The organism is Pseudomonas sp. KBW05 (genome assembly GCF_003852405.1).
Taxonomy (GTDB): Bacteria; Pseudomonadota; Gammaproteobacteria; order Pseudomonadales; family Pseudomonadaceae; genus Aquipseudomonas.
Genome location: NZ_QAJM01000019.1, coordinates 299,391 through 319,841, shown reverse-complemented (window position 1 = coordinate 319,841; position 20,451 = coordinate 299,391). Strand labels below are relative to the sequence as shown.

24 protein-coding genes and 4 tRNA genes are annotated in these 20,451 nt (G+C 60.8%); 18 read left to right on the top strand and 10 right to left on the bottom strand.

Features of this window, described 5'->3' with window-relative positions; all coding sequences use genetic code 11:
* Positions 1 to 5 precede the first annotated feature (5 nt).
* The gene (locus tag DBR46_RS19935) at positions 6 to 443 is read left to right on the top strand and encodes a peptidylprolyl isomerase (protein ID WP_177325344.1); all 438 of its coding nucleotides are present in this window, start codon (positions 6 to 8) and stop codon (positions 441 to 443) included.
* A gap of 179 nt (positions 444 to 622) precedes the next feature.
* The gene (ispH, locus tag DBR46_RS19930) at positions 623 to 1,570 is read left to right on the top strand and encodes a 4-hydroxy-3-methylbut-2-enyl diphosphate reductase (protein WP_124527538.1); all 948 of its coding nucleotides are present in this window, start codon (positions 623 to 625) and stop codon (positions 1,568 to 1,570) included.
* Here ispH and DBR46_RS19925 read toward each other — a convergent pair.
* A complete protein-coding gene (locus tag DBR46_RS19925; RefSeq protein WP_124527537.1) occupies positions 1,524 to 2,105 on the bottom strand; it encodes a GspH/FimT family protein in 582 nt (193 codons plus the stop codon). The genes ispH and DBR46_RS19925 overlap by 47 nt on opposite strands.
* A gap of 193 nt (positions 2,106 to 2,298) precedes the next feature.
* Here DBR46_RS19925 and pilV point away from each other — a divergent pair, with 193 nt between their 5' ends.
* The 5 genes from pilV (at position 2,299) to thiO (ending at position 5,611) form a co-directional block, all read left to right on the top strand.
* Positions 2,299 to 2,784, top strand: coding sequence for a type IV pilus modification protein PilV (pilV, locus tag DBR46_RS19920; RefSeq protein WP_124527536.1), 486 nt, complete (start codon positions 2,299 to 2,301; stop codon positions 2,782 to 2,784).
* Entirely contained in the window at positions 2,781 to 3,488 is a 708-nt protein-coding gene (locus tag DBR46_RS19915; protein ID WP_124527535.1) for a PilW family protein, read from the top strand. Before pilV ends, DBR46_RS19915 begins: the two co-directional genes overlap by 4 nt.
* Positions 3,489 to 3,495: 7 nt before the next feature.
* Positions 3,496 to 4,026: a PilX N-terminal domain-containing pilus assembly protein gene (locus tag DBR46_RS19910; RefSeq protein ID WP_256659341.1), complete on the top strand. Its 531-nt coding sequence runs from the start codon at positions 3,496 to 3,498 to the stop codon at positions 4,024 to 4,026.
* Between the two features lie 11 nt (positions 4,027 to 4,037).
* Positions 4,038 to 4,439, top strand: a complete 402-nt coding sequence (locus DBR46_RS19905) for a type IV pilin protein (RefSeq protein ID WP_124527534.1) — start codon at positions 4,038 to 4,040, stop codon at positions 4,437 to 4,439.
* A gap of 62 nt (positions 4,440 to 4,501) precedes the next feature.
* Complete coding sequence (gene thiO / locus DBR46_RS19900) at positions 4,502 to 5,611, top strand: glycine oxidase ThiO (RefSeq protein ID WP_124527533.1); 1,110 nt, start codon at positions 4,502 to 4,504, stop codon at positions 5,609 to 5,611.
* Here thiO and DBR46_RS19895 read toward each other — a convergent pair.
* Positions 5,598 to 5,831, bottom strand: coding sequence for a PP0621 family protein (locus DBR46_RS19895; RefSeq protein WP_124527532.1), 234 nt, complete (start codon positions 5,829 to 5,831; stop codon positions 5,598 to 5,600). The genes thiO and DBR46_RS19895 overlap by 14 nt on opposite strands.
* A 126-nt stretch (positions 5,832 to 5,957) precedes the next feature.
* Positions 5,958 to 6,983: an outer membrane protein assembly factor BamD gene (locus DBR46_RS19890; protein ID WP_124527531.1), complete on the bottom strand. Its 1,026-nt coding sequence runs from the start codon at positions 6,981 to 6,983 to the stop codon at positions 5,958 to 5,960.
* Positions 6,984 to 7,132: 149 nt separating this feature from the next.
* Between DBR46_RS19890 and rluD the strand changes: the two genes are divergently transcribed.
* The 9 genes from rluD to DBR46_RS19845 all read left to right on the top strand — a co-directional run bounded on the left by rluD (position 7,133) and on the right by DBR46_RS19845 (position 14,056).
* Entirely contained in the window at positions 7,133 to 8,095 is a 963-nt protein-coding gene (gene rluD, locus DBR46_RS19885) for a 23S rRNA pseudouridine(1911/1915/1917) synthase RluD (RefSeq protein WP_017737920.1), read from the top strand.
* Positions 8,092 to 8,817, top strand: a complete 726-nt coding sequence (gene pgeF / locus DBR46_RS19880) for a peptidoglycan editing factor PgeF (protein ID WP_124527530.1) — start codon at positions 8,092 to 8,094, stop codon at positions 8,815 to 8,817. Before rluD ends, pgeF begins: the two co-directional genes overlap by 4 nt.
* 130 nt (positions 8,818 to 8,947) lie before the next feature.
* Complete coding sequence (clpB, locus tag DBR46_RS19875) at positions 8,948 to 11,512, top strand: ATP-dependent chaperone ClpB (protein WP_017737922.1); 2,565 nt, start codon at positions 8,948 to 8,950, stop codon at positions 11,510 to 11,512.
* A gap of 301 nt (positions 11,513 to 11,813) precedes the next feature.
* Positions 11,814 to 11,889 (top strand) — tRNA-Asn (locus tag DBR46_RS19870).
* A gap of 9 nt (positions 11,890 to 11,898) precedes the next feature.
* Positions 11,899 to 11,975: transfer RNA gene (locus DBR46_RS19865), tRNA-Pro, on the top strand.
* Positions 11,976 to 11,980: 5 nt separating this feature from the next.
* Positions 11,981 to 12,056, top strand: a tRNA-Lys gene (locus DBR46_RS19860).
* A gap of 94 nt (positions 12,057 to 12,150) precedes the next feature.
* Positions 12,151 to 12,227, top strand: a tRNA-Pro gene (locus DBR46_RS19855).
* A 251-nt stretch (positions 12,228 to 12,478) separates the two neighbouring features.
* Positions 12,479 to 13,138 (top strand): cysteine hydrolase family protein, encoded by a 660-nt coding sequence (locus DBR46_RS19850; RefSeq protein WP_256659342.1) that lies wholly within the window; start codon positions 12,479 to 12,481, stop codon positions 13,136 to 13,138.
* A 30-nt stretch (positions 13,139 to 13,168) separates the two neighbouring features.
* A complete protein-coding gene (locus tag DBR46_RS19845; protein WP_177414096.1) occupies positions 13,169 to 14,056 on the top strand; it encodes a LysR family transcriptional regulator in 888 nt (295 codons plus the stop codon).
* Between the two features lie 50 nt (positions 14,057 to 14,106).
* Here the strand turns inward: DBR46_RS19845 and DBR46_RS19840 are convergent, their stop codons facing one another.
* The 3 genes from DBR46_RS19840 to DBR46_RS19830 are packed head-to-tail and all read right to left on the bottom strand — an operon-like array spanning position 14,107 to position 16,323.
* Positions 14,107 to 15,405 (bottom strand): NAD(P)/FAD-dependent oxidoreductase, encoded by a 1,299-nt coding sequence (locus DBR46_RS19840; RefSeq protein WP_124527528.1) that lies wholly within the window; start codon positions 15,403 to 15,405, stop codon positions 14,107 to 14,109.
* A 60-nt stretch (positions 15,406 to 15,465) separates the two neighbouring features.
* Positions 15,466 to 15,639, bottom strand: coding sequence for a DUF3094 family protein (locus DBR46_RS19835; RefSeq protein WP_016976295.1), 174 nt, complete (start codon positions 15,637 to 15,639; stop codon positions 15,466 to 15,468).
* Between the two features lie 54 nt (positions 15,640 to 15,693).
* Positions 15,694 to 16,323 (bottom strand): DUF1780 domain-containing protein, encoded by a 630-nt coding sequence (locus DBR46_RS19830; protein WP_016971624.1) that lies wholly within the window; start codon positions 16,321 to 16,323, stop codon positions 15,694 to 15,696.
* A 98-nt stretch (positions 16,324 to 16,421) separates the two neighbouring features.
* Between DBR46_RS19830 and DBR46_RS19825 the strand changes: the two genes are divergently transcribed.
* Both DBR46_RS19825 and DBR46_RS19820 read left to right on the top strand, forming a co-directional pair.
* Positions 16,422 to 17,111 carry an energy-coupling factor ABC transporter permease gene (locus tag DBR46_RS19825; RefSeq protein ID WP_124527527.1) on the top strand — a complete coding sequence of 230 codons (690 nt, stop codon included), beginning with the start codon at positions 16,422 to 16,424 and terminating at the stop codon, positions 17,109 to 17,111.
* Between the two features lie 65 nt (positions 17,112 to 17,176).
* Positions 17,177 to 17,392 (top strand): hypothetical protein, encoded by a 216-nt coding sequence (locus tag DBR46_RS19820; protein WP_003171680.1) that lies wholly within the window; start codon positions 17,177 to 17,179, stop codon positions 17,390 to 17,392.
* On the opposite strand, the gene yacG is transcribed toward DBR46_RS19820, so the two are convergent.
* The 4 genes from yacG to DBR46_RS19800 are packed head-to-tail and all read right to left on the bottom strand — an operon-like array spanning position 17,389 to position 20,277.
* Complete coding sequence (gene yacG, locus DBR46_RS19815) at positions 17,389 to 17,589, bottom strand: DNA gyrase inhibitor YacG (protein ID WP_017737928.1); 201 nt, start codon at positions 17,587 to 17,589, stop codon at positions 17,389 to 17,391. The two genes, DBR46_RS19820 and yacG, sit on opposite strands and share 4 nt — an antisense overlap.
* Positions 17,586 to 18,209 (bottom strand): dephospho-CoA kinase, encoded by a 624-nt coding sequence (gene coaE / locus DBR46_RS19810; RefSeq protein ID WP_124527526.1) that lies wholly within the window; start codon positions 18,207 to 18,209, stop codon positions 17,586 to 17,588. The genes yacG and coaE overlap by 4 nt, the downstream gene beginning before the upstream one ends.
* On the bottom strand, positions 18,206 to 19,072 hold the full coding sequence (locus DBR46_RS19805) for an A24 family peptidase (RefSeq protein ID WP_124527525.1): 867 nt from the start codon (positions 19,070 to 19,072) through the stop codon (positions 18,206 to 18,208). The genes coaE and DBR46_RS19805 overlap by 4 nt, the downstream gene beginning before the upstream one ends.
* Positions 19,069 to 20,277, bottom strand: a complete 1,209-nt coding sequence (locus DBR46_RS19800; protein WP_124527524.1) for a type II secretion system F family protein — start codon at positions 20,275 to 20,277, stop codon at positions 19,069 to 19,071. The genes DBR46_RS19805 and DBR46_RS19800 overlap by 4 nt, the downstream gene beginning before the upstream one ends.
* Between the last annotated feature and the right edge of the window lie 174 nt (positions 20,278 to 20,451).

Here is a 20,451-nt window from a genome sequence, read left to right as displayed (position 1 = left end):
AGGTATTGGCTGAGCAACGCATCGGCCAGAACACGGAAGTCACCTTGCATTTCGCACTGCGCCTGGAGAATGGCGACACGGTCGACAGCACGTTCGACAAAGCCCCGGCGACCTTCAAGGTCGGCGACGGCAACCTGCTGCCGGGTTTCGAAGCAGCCCTGTTCGGCTTCAAGGCGGGCGACAAGCGCAACCTGCAGATCCTGCCGGAAAACGCCTTTGGCCAGCCCAACCCGCAAAACGTGCAGATCATCCCGCGTTCGCAGTTCGAAGGCATGGACCTGTCGGAAGGCTTGCTGGTGATCTTCAATGATGCGGCGAATACCGAATTGCCTGGCGTGGTGAAAACCTTCGATGACACGCAAGTGACCATCGACTTCAACCACCCGTTGGCCGGTAAAACCTTGACCTTTGACGTTGAAATCATCGACGTTAAAGCGCTCTGATCAACGACGCGGTTAAAAATGTGGGAGCGGGCTTGCTCGCGAATGCTGAGTGTCAGTCAACAGATGTATTTACTGACCCACCGCATTCGCGAGCAAGCCCGCTCCCACCTTTGATCTCTATTGTCAGGTGGGTTAGCGTCTAGCTTGAACCCAAGTGGCTGCAAGACACGAGGCACAGCATGCACATCAAACTCGCCAACCCCCGTGGCTTCTGCGCCGGCGTGGACCGTGCGATCGAAATCGTCAACCGCGCCCTGGAAGTCTTCGGGCCGCCGATCTACGTGCGCCATGAAGTCGTCCACAACAAATTCGTGGTCGAAGACCTGCGCGCCCGCGGCGCCATTTTCGTCGAAGAACTCGACCAGGTGCCGGACGACGTGATCGTCATCTTCAGCGCCCACGGTGTTTCCCAGGCGGTGCGCACCGAGGCCGCAGGCCGTGGCCTGAAAGTCTTCGACGCCACCTGTCCGCTGGTGACCAAGGTGCACATCGAAGTCGCACGCTACAGCCGTGATGGCCGTGAGTGCATCCTGATCGGCCACGCCGGGCACCCAGAAGTAGAAGGCACCATGGGCCAGTACGACGCCAGCAATGGTGGCGCCATCTACCTGGTCGAAGATGAAAAAGACGTCGCCAACCTGCAGGTGCGCAATCCCGAGCGCCTGGCATTCGTGACCCAGACAACGTTGTCCATGGACGATACCAGCCGCGTGATCGACGCCCTGCGCAGTCGCTTCCCGGCCATCGGTGGTCCGCGCAAGGACGACATCTGCTACGCCACGCAAAACCGCCAGGATGCGGTCAAGCAACTGGCCAACGAGTGCGATGTGGTCCTGGTGGTCGGCAGCCCTAACAGCTCCAACTCCAACCGCCTGCGCGAGCTGGCCGAGCGCATGGCTACACCGGCGTACCTGATCGACGGCGCGGAAGACATGCAACGCAGCTGGTTCGATGGCGTCGAACGTATCGGCATCACCGCCGGTGCCTCGGCCCCGGAAGTGCTGGTGCGCGGTGTGATCCAGCAGTTGCACGCCTGGGGCGCCACTGGTGCCGATGAGTTGGCCGGTCGTGAAGAAAACATCACTTTCTCCATGCCCAAGGAGCTGCGGGTTCGCTCGTTGCTCTGAGCGCCAGGGTGCCGGAGTAGCTCCGGCACAACGCCTGCTCGGCCCTGTCGCTGCGCAGGCTGATGCGCCCGCTGGGCGCCAGTACCACTTGGTACTGGCTTTGCGCCTGGTCGGTGGCGCACACATGCACAGTGCCCGCCCGAAACCCCCCGCCTGAAAATACCGGTTCGCCCAGCCCGCTGAAGCGTACCTGGCTCTTGACCGGGCCATTGCCGACAATCGCCACGCGCCCGCTGTCCTGGTGCTCCAGCAACACTGGATTGCCCTCGTCCAGGTGGCCACGCCCGCTTACATCCACGATCACCCGCCAACCTCGGCTCCAGTCTTCGTCCTGCGCATGAATGACTACGGCCCGGTTGCGCGCGATGGCTTCGGTACGCGCGTAGCGCAGCCCTCCCGCCAGGGATTGTGCGGCGGTATGTCGTTGCTGTGATTCGAGCAGGTTCCTGAAACTGGGTACTGCCAGGTTGGCCAGGATGCCGCTCAGGATCAGCCCGAGCAGCAGTTCAATCAGGGTGAAACCGCGTTGTTGCATAGGTCATCCCTCCGTGGATGTGGGTGCAGTCCTAGGTATAGCGCCTGCGCCTTGACCCTGGATGATGGCCTTTTTGTCCAAAGTATTTCCCTTTGTTCCGGTAGCAGCTCGGATGAAAAACCGGCGCTAGTCTTGGGCTGCACAGCGGGTTTTCCTGCTTCTTTTTTGGCCTTCGACACGGATGACGATGGTAATGCTTGCCTACCCGGACACGTTTTTTTCCAGCGCCTTGCCCCGGCGCCAAACCGGCATGACACTGATCGAAGTGCTGGTCGCCCTGTTGATTCTCGCCGTTGGCCTGTTGGGCGCGGCCGCTATCCAGCTCAATGCGCTCAAGTACACCGACAGTTCCAGGATGGTCAGCCAGGCCAGTTTCATTGCCTACGACATGCTCGACCGCATCCGCGCCAACGCCGCTGCCGACTACGCGTGGGGCCGTGCAGAACGTGCACCGGCCAGCAGTGCCAGCGCCAGTGTGCGTGACCTGGACCTGCATGATTTCGAAGCCAATATCCTCGGGTTTGCCGGGCCGAGCGCCAAAGGCTCGGTGGCGGTCAGCGCCAATGAAGTGACCGTCACTATCAGTTGGGATGACCGGCGAGCCACAAGCACCAGCGACGCACGCGAGACCTTTACCCTGACCAGCCGAATCGGTCATGAGCCCGGAGTGCTGCCATGACCTTGCGTCTTCGCGGTTTCAGCCTGATTGAGTTGCTGCTGGCGCTGGCCATCGGGCTGGTACTGGTGGCTGGGGGTAGCCAGGTGGTGATCAGCTCCCGTGCGACACAGGCCAGCCAGCAGGCGGCGATGCTGTTGCAGGATGATGCGCGGTTTGTCCTTGGCAAGATGATTCAGGACATCCGCCAGGCGGGCATGTTTGGCTGCCTGGGCCTGGCGTTTATCGAGAATGCCCCGGCGGCCTTTGATCAGCCTGTGCGTTGGAGTGCCGGGAACGGTTCAGCGTCGCTGACGTTGGTGACGGCGGATATCGGCGAGGGTGGCGGCAAACCCGACTGGACGGTGCTTTCCGATTGCACGGGGATCGCCGAGGCGTTTACCGGCAGCGCGCCAATGCCTTTGCCTGGGCAGATTGGCTTTGCGTTACGCCAGATCACCTACACCTTCGAAGCGGGCCAGTTGAAGGTCAGTACGCCTGCGGCACCGGCCAAGGCGGTGCTGGTGGATAACGTGCAGGCATTCGCTATCAGCTTCGGCATGGCCGCCAAGCCTGACTCGCTGGAAGTGGTGCGTTATGACGCCCGTCCCGGGGATGAATCCCTGGTCCGCAGCGTACGCATCCTGATGACGCTGCAGGACCCCACGGGCCGGGTCAAGGATCAAACCTACAGCGTCGTGGCCGCGCTGCGAAACCGACTGGGGTAGGGCGGACATGGGCATTTATCAACGTACGGATGTGCGGCAGGCGGGCATGGTGCTGCTGATCAGCTTGGTGTTTCTGCTGTTGTTGTCGCTGATCGGCTTGGCGTCGATGCAGGGCGCGGTGTCCCAACAGAAGGCCGCCGCGAGCCTGTGGCATCGCAACCAGTCGCTGCAAAGTGCCGAAAGTGGCCTGAGGTTGGGAGAGTCGGTCGTACAGCGGGTATCGGCGGCCTTGCCGCTGTGCCGGTCCGTCGTCACCTGCGCGCCGCCGGGTGAAGCATTTTCATTGAATGTCGCCGGCGCGAATCCGATTTCTGGTGTCACCTGGGTCGCGCTCAAGGGCGGCTTCTACGGCATTCAGTCCTTGGGGCCTGCCGTGGGGCTGGCTCATTTACCGCCGAAAGTATCGGCCGCCGTGTATCGAGTGACTGCGGTTGGGCTAAGCGGCCAATCCCGTACCGTCTTGGAGAGCGTGTACGCGCGGGTAGACGGGGAGGGCGGCTCGCGGTTTCGGCGGGTGGCCTGGCGGCAACTTCAATAAGGAGCGGTGGGATGGACAAGGACAGCCGGGGTTTTACCCTGATCGAGTTACTGGTTGCCGTGGCAATCATCGGGGTGCTGGCCGGGATTGCTTACCCCGGGTATAGCGGCCAGGTCAAAAAGGTCTATCGCGGGCAAATTGTCGCGCTGTTGACCGAGCAGGCGCAGCACCTGGAGCGGTTTTATGCACGCAATGGCAGTTTTATTGACGCCAGCGGCGTCAGTGCGGGCAATGATCGCTATAGAATCACCGCTGTATTGAACCCTCAGGATTTCCGCCTGCTGGCCACGCCCATTGCTGATTCGGTGATGGCCGCTGACCCTTGCGGCGGCTTCAGCCTGACCAGCACCGGCGCGCGGGCCAACCCTGGCGCAGCACCGGACATGTCGCGCACGCTGTGCTGGGGGCAATGATGACAGTGCTGGATGATTGGGCGCCGGGTGCGCTTGTCCCTATTTATCGGCTGGATCGAATAATGGCTAAGCAACAGCGAGTGGTGGTGGTCGGCGGTGGCGTAATCGGCTTGTTGACGGCGTTCAACCTGGCGACCCAGGGGCAGGCGGTGGTGCTGCTGGAGCGTGCTGGCGTGGGGCAGGAGTCTTCCTGGGCTGGCGGCGGGATTGTTTCGCCGTTGTACCCGTGGCGCTACAGCCCGGCGGTCACGGCGCTGGCCCATTGGTCTCAGGATTTCTATCCACAACTGGCCGAGCGCTTGTTTGCTGCCACGGGTGTCGATCCTGAGGTTCACACCACCGGCTTGTATTGGCTCGATCTGGAAGATGAGGCCGAAGCGTTGGCCTGGGCGGCACGGGAAGGCCGCCCCTTGAGCAAGGTGGATGTTTCGGCCGCCCATGATGCGGTGCCGGTGCTGGGCGGCGGCTATTCTCAGGCGATCTTCATGGCCAATGTCGCCAATGTGCGCAACCCCCGGCTGGTCAAGTCCCTCAAGGCCGCGCTGTTGGCGTTGCCGGGTGTGATCCTGCATGAGCAATGCGAGGTGACCGGTTTTGTACAGGACGCCGGCAATGTCGTGGGGGTGAGCACCACTGGTGGCCCGATCCTCGGCGATCACGTGGTATTGGCCGCGGGGGCGTGGAGCGGTGAGTTGCTGGGCACGCTGGGCTTGTCGCTACCGGTGGAGCCGGTCAAAGGCCAGATGATCTTGTACAAGTGTGCTGCGCACTTCCTGTCGAGCATGGTCCTGGCCAAGGGGCGTTATGCGATCCCGCGGCGTGACGGACATATCTTGATTGGCAGCACCCTGGAACATGAGGGTTTCGACAAGACGCCGACCGTCACTGCGTTGGAAAGCTTGAAGGCGTCGGCGGTCGAGCTGATTCCGGCCTTGGCCGAGGCCGAAGTGGTCGGGCATTGGGCGGGCTTGCGTCCGGGGTCGCCGGAAGGCATTCCGTATATCGGCCAAGTGCCGGGGTTCAATGGCTTGTGGCTTAACTGCGGGCATTACCGCAATGGCCTGGTGCTTGCGCCGGCGTCCTGCCAGTTGTTTGCCGATTTGTTGCTGGGACGTGCGCCGATCATCGATCCGGCGCCGTATGCCCCGCAAGGTCGAATCAGCGCTGGATAGACTTCGGCCCTTGTTCCAGGTGGGGTTGGCTGCAATACCACGCCTGGCCTGAGCTCAGGGCGTGATTTTGCGGCAAATGCACGCCGCAGTGGGCGCAGCGCACCATCAGTGCAGCGTCGGGTTGTGCGGAGCGCTGCTGTTTGGCAGCCGGGCTTTTGAATTTACGCCAGAACCATACTGCGGCGGCAATGATGGCAATCCAGAACAGTAGACGAACCATGGTGGGCAGCTTCTCGACGAGGAATGCGCCAGTTTAGCCAAGGACATGGCAAGCGCACAGCGCAATAATTCTTGCCCATAAAAAAGGGAGCCCCGAGGGGCTCCCTTTTTGCGTTGCGTCAACGGATCAGTCGAACACACCGAAGGTCATGTAGCTGAACCACGAGCGGTCCTGGTTGTTGCCCAGGGCTTGCGGGGCTTCTTCTTCGATTACGTCGCCGTTCTCGTCGTGGGGCTTGAGCTCCGAAGGAATGGCTTCCTTGGCGTCCTGGAACTGCTTCATCACGTCCTGGTTGGCGCGGGTTTCGCCCGGCGGCAGCGGTGGACGGGATTCGATCAGGCCCAGGGTGTACTTGCTCAGCCACGAGCGGTTGTCCGCTTCGGCGACCTGAGGCACGAACTGGCCGTCTTTCAGGCTTGGGTGATCGGGGTAGTTCAGCTTCAGGGTTTCCAGGCTGGTGCTGGCCAGGTCGTCCAGGTGCAGGCGCTGGTAAGCCTCGGTCATCACGGCCAGGCCGTCACCCACGGATGGGGTTTCCTGGAAGTTTTCCACTACATAGCGGCCACGGTTGGCGGCAGCGACATAGGCCTGGCGGGTCAGGTAGTAGTGGGCAACGTGGATCTCGTAGGAGGCCAGCAGGTTGCGCAGGTAGATCATGCGCTGCTTGGCGTCCGGCGCGTAGCGGCTGTTCGGGTAGCGGCTGGTCAGCTGGGCGAACTCGTTGTAGGAGTCGCGGGCAGCGCCCGGGTCACGCTTGGTCATATCCAGCGGCAGGAAGCGCGCCAGCAGGCCAACGTCCTGGTCAAACGAGGTCAGGCCCTTGAGGTAGTAGGCGTAGTCCACGTTCGGGTGCTGCGGGTGCAGGCGGATAAAACGCTCGGCGGCGGACTTGGCAGCTTCCGGCTCGGCGTTCTTGTAGTTGGCGTAGATCAGCTCAAGCTGCGCCTGGTCGGCGTAGCGGCCGAACGGATAACGCGACTCCAGTGCCTTCAGCTTGGCTGTGGCGCTGGTGTAGCTATTATTGTCCAAGTCTTTCTGAGCCAGCTGGTACAACTCGACTTCGCTCAGGTTTTCGTCGACGACGTCCTTTGTTGACGAGCAAGCAGCAGTCATGGCGAGGATGGCGATCAGCAGCAGGTGTTTCACTTGCATGGCGGCTTGCGTCCCTATGACGGCCGCTGTCTTGGGCGGGGCCGTCCTGTTATGATGAGCGCCCCGTTGAAAGCCTCGGGGCAAAAGACGCCGTATTTAACCACAAGCGCGCAGCCGAAACCAAAGGCTGTGCCACGCCTAGTCTGAGCATGTCCGATAAAATTGAACTTCGCGCAGAGGTGCCGTCCGAATTGGGCGGCCAACGCCTCGATCAAGTCGCCGCACAATTATTCGCTGAGCACTCGCGCTCGCGCCTTTCCGCCTGGATCAAAGACGGCCGCCTGACTGTGGATGGAGCGGTTATCCGCCCGCGAGACATAGTCCATGGCGGTGCGATTCTTGAGCTGACTGCCGAGCAGGAAGCCCAGGGAGAATGGATCGCCCAGGACATTGAGCTGGACATCGTCTATGAAGACGACGACATCCTGGTCATCAACAAACCCGCAGGCCTGGTGGTACACCCGGCGGCCGGGCACGCTGATGGCACCTTGCTCAATGCCCTGCTGCACCACGTGCCGGACATCGTCAATGTCCCGCGCTGCGGCATCGTGCACCGTCTGGACAAGGACACCACCGGCTTGATGGTGGTGGCCAAGACCATTCAGGCGCAGACGCAGTTGGTCACACAATTGCAGAGCCGCAGCGTCAGCCGCATCTACGAGTGCATCGTGATCGGTGTCGTGGTGGCCGGTGGCAAGATTAACGCGCCGATCGGTCGTCACGGCCAGCAGCGCCAGCGTATGGCGGTGATGGAAGGCGGCAAGCAGGCCGTCAGCCACTACCGTGTGCTGGAGCGTTTCCGTTCCCACACCCACGTGCGGGTCAAGCTGGAAACCGGTCGTACCCACCAGATTCGCGTGCACATGGCCCACATCAACTTCCCGTTGGTCGGAGATCCGGCCTACGGCGGCCGCTTCCGTATTCCGCCGGCGGCGAGTCAGACCATGGTCGAATCGCTGAAGTCGTTCCCGCGCCAGGCACTGCATGCACGTTTCCTGGAGCTGGATCATCCGACGAGCGGTAAGCGCATGAGCTGGGAATCGCCTCTGCCAGACGATTTGGTCTGGTTGCTGTCGCTGCTCAAGCAGGATCGCGAGGCGTTTATCGGATGAGTGACTGGCTGATTCCTGACTGGCCCGCGCCGGCTCGGGTAAAAGCCTGCGTTACCACCCGTGCGGGCGGCGTCAGCCTGGCGCCGTTCGACAGCCTCAACCTGGGCGATCACGTCGAGGACAGCCTGGAGGCCGTCCTTGAGAATCGCCGTCGTTTAAGTGATGCCTTTGCTATCCAGCCGGCCTGGCTGCGTCAGGTTCATGGTGTGACTGTGGTCGAAGCTGACCCAACCCGCACCGCTGAAGCCGATGGCAGTTGGACCAGCACGCCTGGCATCGCTTGCACCTCGATGACTGCCGATTGCCTGCCCGCACTGTTCTGCAACCGTGCTGGCACTCGCGTCGCCGCAGCCCATGCCGGTTGGCGTGGCTTGGCGGCGGGCGTGCTGGAAGCCGCTTTTGAAAGCCTGGATACCGAGCCCGGCGAAGTTCTGGTCTGGCTCGGCCCGGCCATTGGCCCGCAAGCCTTCGAAGTCGGCCCGGAAGTGCGTGAAGCCTTCATGCAGCAACTGCCGATCACCGCTGAAGCCTTCGTGCCAAGTCGCAACCCCGGCAAGTACATGGCCGACATCTATAAGCTCGCTCGCCTGCGCCTTGCCGCACGCGGCGTCACCGCTGTCTATGGTGGCGGCTTCTGTACCGTGACCGATCCGCGCTTCTTTTCTTACCGCCGCAGCCCTCGTACCGGCCGGTTTGCCTCCCTTATCTGGCTTGACCGCTAGACTCTTCTGACTTGCGTCAACTGCCCGGCGCTTGAAACTCCCAGAATCCACCCCATCTATAAGGGTATCTGGCAGGTTTCTTCATTCAGGATGTTTTATATCTCCGGCCTGCTCAAAAGGAAGGTGACTAATGCGTATTGATCGTTTAACCAGCAAATTGCAGTTGGCATTATCTGACTCTCAATCCCTGGCGGTGGGCCTCGACCACCCGGCCATTGAACCTGCGCACTTGATGCAGGCGCTTCTGGAGCAGCAAGGTGGTTCTATCAAGCCCTTGCTGATGCAGGTGGGCTTCGACGTGAACAGCCTGCGCAAGGAGTTGAGCAAAGAGCTCGACCAACTGCCGAAAATCCAAAATCCGACCGGCGACGTGAATATGTCCCAGGACTTGGCGCGCCTGCTTAACCAAGCGGACCGCCTGGCCCAGCAAAAGGGCGACCAGTTCATCTCCAGCGAACTGGTGCTGCTCGCCGCCATGGACGAAAACAGCAAGCTCGGCAAGTTGTTGCTGGGCCAGGGCGTGAGCAAGAAAGCCCTGGAAAATGCCATCAACAACCTGCGTGGCGGCGACGCGGTGAACGACCCCAACCATGAGGAGTCGCGCCAGGCCCTGGATAAATACACCGTCGACCTGACCAAGCGCGCCGAAGACGGCAAGCTTGACCCGGTGATCGGTCGTGACGATGAAATTCGTCGCACCATCCAGGTGTTGCAACGTCGCACCAAGAACAACCCGGTGCTCATCGGTGAGCCTGGCGTGGGTAAAACCGCGATTGCCGAAGGTTTGGCTCAGCGCATCATCAATGGTGAAGTGCCGGACGGCCTGAAAGGCAAGCGCCTGCTGTCCCTGGACATGGGGGCGTTGATCGCCGGTGCCAAGTTCCGTGGCGAGTTCGAAGAGCGCCTGAAATCCCTGCTCAATGAACTGTCGAAGCAGGAAGGGCAGATCATTCTGTTTATCGACGAACTGCACACCATGGTCGGCGCCGGTAAAGGCGAAGGCTCCATGGATGCGGGCAACATGCTCAAGCCAGCGTTGGCGCGGGGTGAGTTGCACTGCGTCGGTGCCACGACGCTCAACGAGTATCGCCAGTACATTGAAAAGGATGCGGCCCTTGAGCGTCGCTTCCAGAAGGTGCTGGTGGAAGAGCCGAGCGAAGAGGACACCATCGCGATCCTGCGTGGCCTGAAAGAGCGTTATGAGGTCCACCATAAGGTGGCGATCACTGACGGTGCGATCATTGCGGCGGCGAAATTGAGCCATCGCTATATCACTGATCGTCAGTTGCCTGACAAGGCCATCGACTTGATCGACGAAGCGGCCAGCCGCATTCGCATGGAGATCGACTCCAAGCCGGAAGTGCTCGACCGCCTGGATCGGCGCCTGATTCAGCTGAAAGTTGAATCCCAGGCCCTGAAGAAAGAAGAAGACGACGCGGCGAAAAAACGCCTGGAAAAACTCCAGGAAGAAATCGTCCGTCTGGAACGCGAGTATTCGGACCTGGAAGAAATCTGGACCTCGGAAAAAGCCGAAGTGCAGGGCTCTGCGCAGATCCAGCAGAAAATCGAGCAGTCCCGCCAGGAACTGGAAGCTGCACGCCGTAAAGGCGACCTGAACCGCATGGCCGAGTTGCAGTATGGGGTGATCCCGGACCTGGAACGCAGCCTGCAAATGGTCGACCAACACGGCAAGGCCGAGAACCAGTTGCTGCGCAGCAAGGTGACCGAGGAAGAAATTGCCGAAGTCGTCTCGAAGTGGACCGGCATTCCGGTGTCGAAAATGCTCGAAGGCGAGCGCGACAAGCTGCTGAAGATGGAAAGCCTGTTGCACCAACGTGTGATTGGCCAGGAAGAAGCCGTGGTGGCCGTGTCCAACGCGGTGCGGCGTTCGCGGGCCGGGTTGTCCGACCCGAACCGTCCGAGCGGCTCGTTTATGTTCCTCGGCCCGACCGGCGTGGGTAAGACCGAGCTGTGCAAGGCCTTGGCCGAGTTCCTCTTTGATACTGAAGAGGCCATGGTGCGGATCGATATGTCCGAATTCATGGAGAAACACTCGGTGGCTCGCTTGATCGGCGCACCACCAGGCTATGTGGGCTACGAGGAAGGTGGCTACCTGACCGAAGCTGTGCGGCGTAAGCCTTACTCGGTGATCCTGCTGGATGAAGTCGAGAAGGCTCACCCGGATGTGTTCAACGTGTTGCTGCAGGTGTTGGAAGATGGCCGGCTGACGGACAGCCACGGGCGTACCGTGGACTTCCGCAACACGGTGATCGTGATGACCTCTAACCTGGGCTCGGCACAGATCCAGGAATTGGTCGGTGATCGTGAAGGCCAGCGTGCTGCGGTGATGGATGCGCTGACCAGCCACTTCCGCCCGGAATTTATCAACCGGGTCGATGAAGTGGTGATCTTCGAGCCTCTGGCACGGGATCAGATCGCAGGCATCACCGAGATCCAACTGGGTCGCCTGCGCAGCCGACTGGCCGAGCGCGAGCTGGCCCTGGAGCTGAGCAGCGAGGCGTTGGACAAGCTGATCGCGGTTGGCTACGACCCGGTGTATGGCGCACGGCCTCTGAAACGTGCGATCCAGCGCTGGATCGAAAACCCGCTGGCGCAGCTGATCCTGTCGGGCAGCTTTATGCCTGGCACCAGCGTCGCGGCGACGGTGGAGAACGACGAAATCGTCTTCCACTGAGCCCAGCCACTGGCGTAATAAAGGAGGCCCCGCATCGCGGGGCCTTTTTTTTCGATAGGGCGTTGAACTGTAAGGAAAAGGCTAGTAAAGTGCGCCCCGCAACAACGTCAGCCCACGGGTTTCTTCTCCCCAAGAAGAAATCAGAAACAAGCGCAAATCATTGTCTTAAAAGCAATTTAAAGGGTTGACAGGGGTTTTTAAGATTGTAGAATAGCGCGCCTCAGACATGACAACGTAGCGATACGGAAGACTCGAAGAGAAGGTTACACCGCAGTAGAAGTTGTACTTTGAAATATGTAGTTCCGTGATAGCTCAGTCGGTAGAGCAAATGACTGTTAATCATTGGGTCCCAGGTTCGAGTCCTGGTCACGGAGCCAATTTCAAACCGGGGTATAGCGCAGTCCGGTAGCGCGCCTGCTTTGGGAGCAGGATGTCGGGAGTTCGAATCCCCCTACCCCGACCATTTTTGGGTCGTTAGCTCAGTTGGTAGAGCAGTTGGCTTTTAACCAATTGGTCGTAGGTTCGAATCCCACACGACCCACCATTTTTGAAACCAGTTAACGCTGGGATCAGATCTTAAGATCAGAGGCCAAAAGCACTGATCGAAGAAGGCGACTGAAAGGTCGCCTTTTTTTTACCGGGGTATAGCGCAGTCCGGTAGCGCGCCTGCTTTGGGAGCAGGATGTCAGGAGTTCGAATCCCCTTACCCCGACCATATTAAAAATCCTCGTATCGAAAGATACGGGGATTTTTTTTGCCTTTTTTTCAGCAACACTTGTGCAGTTTCCAAACAGATATTGTGCTGATTGGTGCGTTGGTGCGGCGAGCCTGTCCTCCTAGACTGGGCCTCGTCAGTCAATCAACCCAACAGGAATTCGCACCATGACCCGTACCGCTCCTTTCTTTGCTGTTCAGCCTGCCCGTTCATTGCCTGCGCTGGTCAAGTCCACGCTTGTTGGCTTGGGCATGATGATGGGCCTCGGTCAATTTGCCGTGGCAGCCGAAACCGCGACGAATCCGCACCCGACCATCCGCGCCATGTCGGGCGCCGAAGCCATTGGTCGTCTAGACCCGAAAACCACTGCCTTGCTGGTGATCGACTTCCAGAATGAATACTTCACTGGTCGCATGCCGATCCCCGATGGCATGAAAGCCCTGGAAAACACCCAGCGCCTGATCAAGTTTGCCGACAAGGAGCATATCCAAGTCATTCACGTGCAGCATATCGCCCCAGACGGTGCCGCCGTATTTGCCACCAATGGCAAGACCGTCGATTTCCACCCGCTGATGAAGCCGCGCCCACAAGACAAGCTTGTGCAGAAAACCTCCGTCAGCGTTTTTGCCAGCACGGATCTGGATGCGCAATTGAAGCAGGCAGGCATCAAGACCCTGATCATCAGCGGCCTGATGACCCACGCCTGCGTCGCCGGCGCCGCCCGGGACGCCGCGCCGTTGGGCTATGACGTTGTGGTAGCATCCGATGCCACCGCCACTCGGGCGATTACCCGCGCCGATGGCCGTTCGGTGAGCAAGGATGAACTGCACAACTCGGCGCTGGCTGAGATCGAAGACACGTTCGGCTCGGTGCTGAGCACGTCGCAGATCATTGCCTTGCCGGTTAACTGATTCCCCGACCAGCCAGGGATCGCCTGCTTCATGAACCAGTTATCTGCCATGCGCGCCTTTCGGTGCATCGTTGAGGCCAAGGGTTTTTCTGCCGCCGCAGAACGCCTGGATACCACGCATTCGACGATTTCACGGCAGTTGCAACAGCTGGAAATTGAACTGGGCGCCCAGCTGATCAACCGCAATACCAGGCGTTTCAGCCTGACCTCGGCCGGGGAGCAATACTACGCCGCATGCGTCGATATCCTCGATCGTATCGGGGCGGCTTCCCAGGCCATCGCCCAGGGCCACCAGCGTCCGGAAGGTTTGCTCAGGGTCAGTGTGCCGCTGGTGGTGGGCACGCTGGACTTGCCGCACTGGCTGCCGGGCTTTCAGCGGCGTTACCCCGATATCGAGCTTGAGCTGCATTGCGACGATCAATTTGTCGACCTGGTCGCCGCTGGGTTTGACGTGGCGATACGCATCGCCAGCGCGCTAGCGGACACCACCTTGATGGCGCGCACATTGGCAGTCTCCAGGCAGGTGCTGGTGGCGTCGCCGGGCTATATCGGCCGGCATGGCTTGCCCCGTTCGGCGCAGGAACTGGACAAACATCGCTTGCTGACGTTTATCGGTGCCTCGTCGGATTGGCAACTGAGTGCGGCGCGGGGTGGCTTGGTCAAGGTCACCCCGGCGGGGCGGTTCAGGAGCAATACCATCAGTGCGCTGCACGCGGCGACATTGGCGGGGGCGGGCATTGCCTGTTTCACCCTGGCCACGGTGCGTAATGAGCTGGCGCAGGGCCTGCTTGTGCCGATACTGCCCAACTACTCATTGGGCGAGCGCCACTACTACGCCCTCTATCCGCAGTCCCGGCACCTGGCGCCGAAGGTCCGGGCGTTTGTCGACCATATGGCGGAGTTTTATTCGGCCCAATAAAAAATCCCCCTATCGTTTGATAGGGGGATTTTTTGTCACTGCGCAGTCGATCAGTGCAGTTTGAGCCTTGGCTCAGTCCCGCGTCCGATCTTGCTGCCGAGCATCAGCATCGCCGTGCGGAAAAAGCCGTACAGGGCCATCTGGTGCATGCGGTACAGCGACACGTAGAACATCCGCGCCAGCCAGCCTTCCAGCATCACGCTACCGGTCAGGTTGCCCATCAGATTGCCCACCGCCGAGAAGCGCGACAGCGAGATCAGCGAGCCGTAGTCGGTGTATTTGTAGGTCGGCAAGTCCTTGCCTTCGATGCGCAGCTTCAGCGACTTGGCCAACAGCGAAGCCTGCTGGTGAGCGGCCTGGGCCCGTGGCGGCACGTTGCGGTCTGTGCCCGGTTGCGGGCAGGCCGCGCAGTCGCCGAAGGCAAAAATGTTCTCGTCACGGGTGGTTTGCAGCGTCGGCAACACCTGCAATTGGTTGATGCGGTTGGTTTCCAGGCCATCGATGTCCTTGAGGAAACCCGGTGCGCGAATCCCCGCCGCCCACACCTTCAGACTGGCGGGAATCACCTGGCCACTGCTGGTGATCAGCGCGTCGGCCGTCACTTCGCTGACCGCCGAGTTGGTCAGCACGGTCACACCGAGCTTCTCCAGGGTTTTATGCACCGGTCCGCCAATCCGCTCCGGCAGGGCGGGCAATACCCGTGGTCCGGCTTCGATCAAGGTGATGTGCATGTTTTCCGGCTTGATGCGGTCCAGGCCGTAGGCTGCCAGTTCATGGGCGGCGTTATGCAGCTCGGCGGCCAATTCGACGCCCGTGGCACCGGCGCCGACGATGGCGACGCTGATCTGCTCGACCGCATCGGTTTGCCCGGCATGGGCGCGCAGATAGTGGTTGAGCAGTTGCTGGTGGAAGCGCTCGGCCTGCTTGCGCGTGTCGAGGAACAGGCAGTGCTGCGCCGCACCCTCGGTGCCGAAGTCGTTGGTGGTGCTGCCGACAGCGATGACCAGGCTGTCATAACCCAGCACGCGCGCGGGCACCAGCTCACGGCCTTCTTCATCGAGGGTGGCGGCCAGCTGGATTTTCTTCTGTTCACGGTCCAATCCGCTCATGCGCCCCAGCTGGAACTCGAAGTGGTTCCATTTGGCTTGGGCAACATAGTTGAGTTCGTCTTCCGAAGAATTCAGCGAACCGGCAGCGACTTCGTGCAGCAAGGGCTTCCAGATGTGGGTCAGGTTGGCGTCTACCAGCGTGATGCTGGCGGTGCCGCGCTTGCCCAGAGTCTTACCCAGGCGGGTAGCCAACTCCAGGCCGCCGGCGCCGCCGCCGACGATAATAATACGATGGGTCATGGGGATATCTCGCAAGGCTAAAAGAAATCGGAGCAGTTACCCCCGCGAGCGCTAAGCAGCTCATAGCGTCAGGTAACTCAAAAGGCGGCTCAGCAGGCCGAGGCCGATCACCACAACCAGCACCACACCAAGGAGCAGCCAAGGCCGGAAAGGCTTGCGCTCGACTCGGTTTTGGGAGAGTTGCAGGTACTCTTCGACATGCTGTTGGTCATCGGGGTTCAGGCGGCTGGTCATAAAGGCCTCGTCAGGTAGACGTTGCAAAAGGGCGCCACGTTACAGTCCGGGGGCTCAGAGGCTGATGCCCACGTCGAACACTATGCTGCGGCCCAGGTTGTTGCGCAAGAAATCCGGTGCGTCGGGGTGGGCAAACAGCACGCGGGCAAAGGTCGGCCCCACCAGTGAAAGCGAGCGCCAGCCCTGGCGCAGATATTCCGTCGGTGGCGGGAAATGGCTGTTGAGGTCGAGCACTTCACGCTTGAGGCTGGTGAAGGCGATGAGGTCCAGCTCCCCGAGCTCTATTCCGCGCTCTTTATAGTTGTGCGCCTTCTTGCGCAGCGTCGGCGCCAGGCGCAGCAAGAACTCATGGGCGGGGATGCGTCGCGGCTTGGCTTCGCGCCGCACCAACTGGCTGAGGGAGAAGGCGCTGCGCCTGCGCAGCAACTCGTCGCGCCATTCGTCGTTCAGGCGCCGGCCCTCGTCCAGTACAAAAAAAACCTCGAAACTGGCATCGCGAAACAGCACGTCCGGCGGCTCTTGCCCGGCGGCGTGAAACTCTTCGGCCCGGTAGGGCACATTCAAGCCTTGCAGCAGGCGCTGGCAGACCCAACGCTCACGCTCCCATTTGCGGGCATTGGACAAGAACGCATTGGCTTGTTCGGCCGCTACGGTGAGCAGGCGCAAGTAATCTGAGTCATCCATGCTTGCAGCTTAGCGTCCAAATGATGACCGCAGGAAGTCCCGTTGCAAAAGGTCGGTGTAGACTGCTCACTCGACTGTTATTCAAGCAGGGGGCCGTCGTGATCAGTGCTGCAGTGCTCGCACCACAAACCTTGGGCCTCGGCTGGCTGCTGTTTGTGCCCGTGGTGCTATGGGCCATCCTGCGTTCGCCCTGGGTCGAGCTGTTTGCCGACCGACGGCGCCAGCATTTGCTGTTCGGCACCGTGTTCGCGCTGTTTATGTTGTGGTTGGTGCGGCGGGATTTTGATACCGGGGTCTCCTACCACTTTATCGGCATGACCGCCGTGACCCTGCTGCTGGATTGGCCCTTGGCAATCGTCGGCGGGTTTGCCGCCCAGCTCGGTTTGATGGTGTTGGGGCGCCAGGACCTGGCAGCGCTCGGCATCAACGGCCTGCTGTTGGTCGTGTTGCCGGTGCTGGTCACCGAAACCTGCGCGCTGCTGGTGGAGCGCGCGCAACCGCGCAATCCCTTTGTGTATATCTTCTGCTCGGGCTTTTTCGCCGCTGCGCTGTCGGCCTTGCTTTGTCTGTTGCTGGGGCTGGGGCTGCTGTGGTTCGACGGACGGTTTGCCATGCCGGAATGGCTGGAAGATTTCGTCGGCTACCTATGGCTGATCATCTTCCCCGAAGCCTTTATCAACGGCATGGTCATCAGTGCGTTGGTGGTGTTCTGCCCGGAATGGCTGGAGACCTTCAATCGCACCCGCTACCTCTCGGCACCCTGGAACGACGACGATTCGCCGCGTTGATCCAGATCAAATCCCGCGCCCACGCGCAGGCCCATGCTCTGCGAAATTTTCGAGGAGCACGGATCATGAGTGTGTACGAGTGGGCACGGCAGGAGTTGCGCAGAAGTCAGGACGCGGCACAGGAAATCGGCTTTGACCCAGGCTTGACCCTGCGCGCCATGCTCAGTGCGGTGGTGCAGCAGAGCAAGGGCGTGCGCAGTTTCGAAGACCTGGCCGACGAGCTGCAATACCTTGCAGAGAACCTCGACGACCAGCAGGAATACGCCTTTATGCGGCCTTAGTGGCGCGGCGTCAGGTCTTCGGAAAACAGCTCATCTTCGGCGTCCGGGGCCACGGGGATCTTGTGTTCCTCTGCGGCCCAGGCACCCAGGTCGATGAGTTTGCAACGGTCCGAGCAGAACGGCCGGTTGAGGTTGGTCGCAGTCCATTCCACGGGGGCACCGCAGGTTGGGCAATCGACGGTCAAGGGTTGGCTCATGATCGGCCTCCACGCAAAGTAAGGTAAAAGTGGTGCAGTCGCTCGACCTCGCTGTGCAGCCAGGCGAGGTCCTTGTCATTGACCAGCACATCATCGGCATGTTTCAGGCGCTCTTCACGGCTTGATTGCGCCTTGAGGATCGCCTGCACCTGCTGTTCGCTGATGCCGTCGCGCTGCAGGGTACGCTGAATCTGCAGCGATTGCGGCACGTCGATCACCAGGATGCGCTGGGTCATGCTGTGCTGGCCGGACTCGATCAGCAACGGCGACACCAGAATCGCGTAAGGCGACTGCGCACGTGCCAGATGGCTGCGAATCTCTTCGCCAATCAACGGGTGCAGCAAGGCTTCCAGCCAGCGGCGCTGTTCGGGGACTTCAAAGATCAGCTTGCGCAACGCGGCGCGGTCCAGTTGACCGTCAGGTTGCAGCACGCCCGCACCAAAGTGCTCAGCGATACGTGCCAGTGCCGGCCGGCCAGGTTCGACGACCCAGCGGGCGGCGTGATCGGCGTCCACCAGGTCGATGCCCAGGTCGATAAAGTGCTGGGCCGCCGCGCTTTTGCCGCTGCCGATGCCGCCGGTGAGGCCAAGAATCCAGGGTGTTGCAACAGAAGTGGTCATCTGAAACCGACAGACTGCAAATAGAAGTCGGTTATTTGACCACCCCAGAGCAATGCAATCCAGCCGGCAATTGCCAGATAGGGGCCGAACGGCATGGGGGCCGACGCCTGGGTCTTGCGCAGGCGCATCAGGATAAGCCCGCCCATCACCCCGAGAAGCGATGACATCAGCAAGGTCATCGGCAGGATTTGCCAGCCGCCCCAGGCGCCGAGCATGGCCAGCAACTTGAAGTCGCCATGGCCCATGCCGTCTTTGCCGGTGGCCAGCTTGAATAGCCAGAACACCGACCACAGGCTCATGTAACCGGCCACTGCGCCCCATACGGCATCGGCCAGCGTCACCTGCAAGTCGAAGCTGTTGAGGATCAGCCCCAGCCACAACAGCGGCAGCACCAATACATCCGGCAACAGTTGGTGATCTGCATCGATCAGGCTCATCGCCAGCAGCCCCCAACTCAGCAGCATGATCGCCGCGCCTTGCCAGCCAAAACCGAAATGCCAGGCGACCATGGCCGAAATCAGCGCACAGGCCAGTTCGGTGAAGGGGTAACGCCCACTGATCGGTCCACGGCAGTGGGCGCAGCGCCCCCGGAGCATCAGGTAGCTGAGCACGGGGATGTTTTCCCAGGGGCGAATCGGCTGGCTGCAATGGGGGCAGCAGGAATTGGGAAACATCAGGTTGTAGGTCGGCCCGGCCGGTTCGGTCGGCAGGCCGAGGACTTCCTGGGCCTGGGTGCGCCATTCACGTTCGAGCATTTTCGGCAAGCGCCATACCAGCACGTTGAGAAAGCTGCCGACGATCAGGCCCAGCACCAGCGCCATACCAACAAAAAGCCACGGTTGTTCACTCAGCAGCAAGCTCAAAATGCGCTCCCCAATTGAAACACCGGCAGATACATCGCAATCACCAGTCCCCCGACAATGCTTCCCAGCACGACCATGATCAGCGGCTCCATCAAGCTTGTGAGTCTATCCACCAGGCTGTCTACGTCAGCCTCGTAGTGGCTGGCGACCTTTTCCAGCATACGGTCCAGCGTACCGGACTCTTCGCCGATGATCGTCATCTGGATCGCCATTCGGGGAAACAGGCCGCTGCCGCTCATGGCTTGATTCAACTGGATGCCGGTGGCGACATCATGGCGCATGCGCTCGATGGCGAGTCTGAATGGCCCGTTGCCGACAGCCCCGGCCACTGAGTCCAGGGCCTGCACCAGGGGAACGCCTGCGGTAAACGTAGTCGAGAGTGTTCGAGCGTAGCGGGCGACGGCGGATTTTTTCAGCAGTGTGCCTGCCAGGGGCGCTTTCAATAAACCGGCTTGCAACCCGTGACGAAACCCCGGGGACACGCGATAAGCCTGGCGCAGCGTGGCCATTGCTACACCCAGGCAAAGCGCGACGATCCACCAGGCGCGTTGCAGGCATTCGGACAGGGCAATCACCCCCAGGGTAAAGCCGGGCAGTTCACCGTCGACGCCGGCGAACAGGCTCTGGAATTGCGGCACCACGTGCATCAGCAGCAGCGTACAGACCACGCCTGCGACCACCAGCACCGCTGCGGGATAGGTCATGGCCTGCTTGACTCGCGCCTTGAGCTGCTGGGTTTTCTCCAGGTGTATCGCCACGCGTTCCAGCAGTGCTTCCAGGGCGCCAGCTTGTTCGCCTGCCGCAACCAGGTTGCAGTACAACTCATCGAAATAGCGTGGCTGTTTACGCAACGCCGTAGCCAGGTTGGTGCCGGCGGCGATCTCTTGTTTCAAGCCGTTTACCAGTGCTTGCATGCGCGGGTTTTCGAAGCCTTCGCTGACAATGTCGAGGGCTTGCAGCAGAGGGATTCCCGCTTTCAGCAATGTGGCCAGTTGGCGGGTGAAGAGGGCGATATCCAGCGGTTTGATCGGTGCTGTGAGGCTCGGCAAGGCACTGGTGCGCTTGCGCACGCGCCCAGGGCAGATCCCTTGCTGGCGCAGCTGCGCCTTGATCAACGTGGGGTTGTGGCCAGCGGTTTGCCCGTAGACCCTGCGCCCTTTGCGGTTGGTGCCTTCCCAGGCGTAGATCGTTGAAGCGTTGTCCATGTCACGGTTCCGCATGCGGGGAGTTGAAGATTTATAGCTTAGTCAGGTGACGGATTCGGACGGGTTGGCCGCGCACGATAAAATGTCAGAATGTGCGTCTTGCAGGCGCTTGCCCCGTTGTGGATGAGTACACTGGCGCCGCTGCACACTACGGGGCGCAGGACGCGCCTTGTC

Coding starts and splice junctions, on each gene's coding strand:
- ispH (WP_124527538.1), top strand. CDS start 623: ATGCACATCAAACTCGCCAACCCCCGTGGCTTCTGCGCCGGCGTGGAC.
- DBR46_RS19925 (WP_124527537.1), bottom strand. CDS start 2,105: ATGCAACAACGCGGTTTCACCCTGATTGAACTGCTGCTCGGGCTGATC.
- pilV (WP_124527536.1), top strand. CDS start 2,299: ATGCTTGCCTACCCGGACACGTTTTTTTCCAGCGCCTTGCCCCGGCGC.
- DBR46_RS19915 (WP_124527535.1), top strand. CDS start 2,781: ATGACCTTGCGTCTTCGCGGTTTCAGCCTGATTGAGTTGCTGCTGGCG.
- DBR46_RS19910 (WP_256659341.1), top strand. CDS start 3,496: ATGGGCATTTATCAACGTACGGATGTGCGGCAGGCGGGCATGGTGCTG.
- DBR46_RS19905 (WP_124527534.1), top strand. CDS start 4,038: ATGGACAAGGACAGCCGGGGTTTTACCCTGATCGAGTTACTGGTTGCC.
- thiO (WP_124527533.1), top strand. CDS start 4,502: ATGGCTAAGCAACAGCGAGTGGTGGTGGTCGGCGGTGGCGTAATCGGC.
- DBR46_RS19895 (WP_124527532.1), bottom strand. CDS start 5,831: ATGGTTCGTCTACTGTTCTGGATTGCCATCATTGCCGCCGCAGTATGG.
- DBR46_RS19890 (WP_124527531.1), bottom strand. CDS start 6,983: ATGCAAGTGAAACACCTGCTGCTGATCGCCATCCTCGCCATGACTGCT.
- rluD (WP_017737920.1), top strand. CDS start 7,133: ATGTCCGATAAAATTGAACTTCGCGCAGAGGTGCCGTCCGAATTGGGC.
- pgeF (WP_124527530.1), top strand. CDS start 8,092: ATGAGTGACTGGCTGATTCCTGACTGGCCCGCGCCGGCTCGGGTAAAA.
- clpB (WP_017737922.1), top strand. CDS start 8,948: ATGCGTATTGATCGTTTAACCAGCAAATTGCAGTTGGCATTATCTGAC.
- DBR46_RS19850 (WP_256659342.1), top strand. CDS start 12,479: ATGATGATGGGCCTCGGTCAATTTGCCGTGGCAGCCGAAACCGCGACG.
- DBR46_RS19845 (WP_177414096.1), top strand. CDS start 13,169: ATGAACCAGTTATCTGCCATGCGCGCCTTTCGGTGCATCGTTGAGGCC.
- DBR46_RS19840 (WP_124527528.1), bottom strand. CDS start 15,405: ATGACCCATCGTATTATTATCGTCGGCGGCGGCGCCGGCGGCCTGGAG.
- DBR46_RS19835 (WP_016976295.1), bottom strand. CDS start 15,639: ATGACCAGCCGCCTGAACCCCGATGACCAACAGCATGTCGAAGAGTAC.
- DBR46_RS19830 (WP_016971624.1), bottom strand. CDS start 16,323: ATGGATGACTCAGATTACTTGCGCCTGCTCACCGTAGCGGCCGAACAA.
- DBR46_RS19820 (WP_003171680.1), top strand. CDS start 17,177: ATGAGTGTGTACGAGTGGGCACGGCAGGAGTTGCGCAGAAGTCAGGAC.
- yacG (WP_017737928.1), bottom strand. CDS start 17,589: ATGAGCCAACCCTTGACCGTCGATTGCCCAACCTGCGGTGCCCCCGTG.
- coaE (WP_124527526.1), bottom strand. CDS start 18,209: ATGACCACTTCTGTTGCAACACCCTGGATTCTTGGCCTCACCGGCGGC.
- DBR46_RS19800 (WP_124527524.1), bottom strand. CDS start 20,277: ATGGACAACGCTTCAACGATCTACGCCTGGGAAGGCACCAACCGCAAA.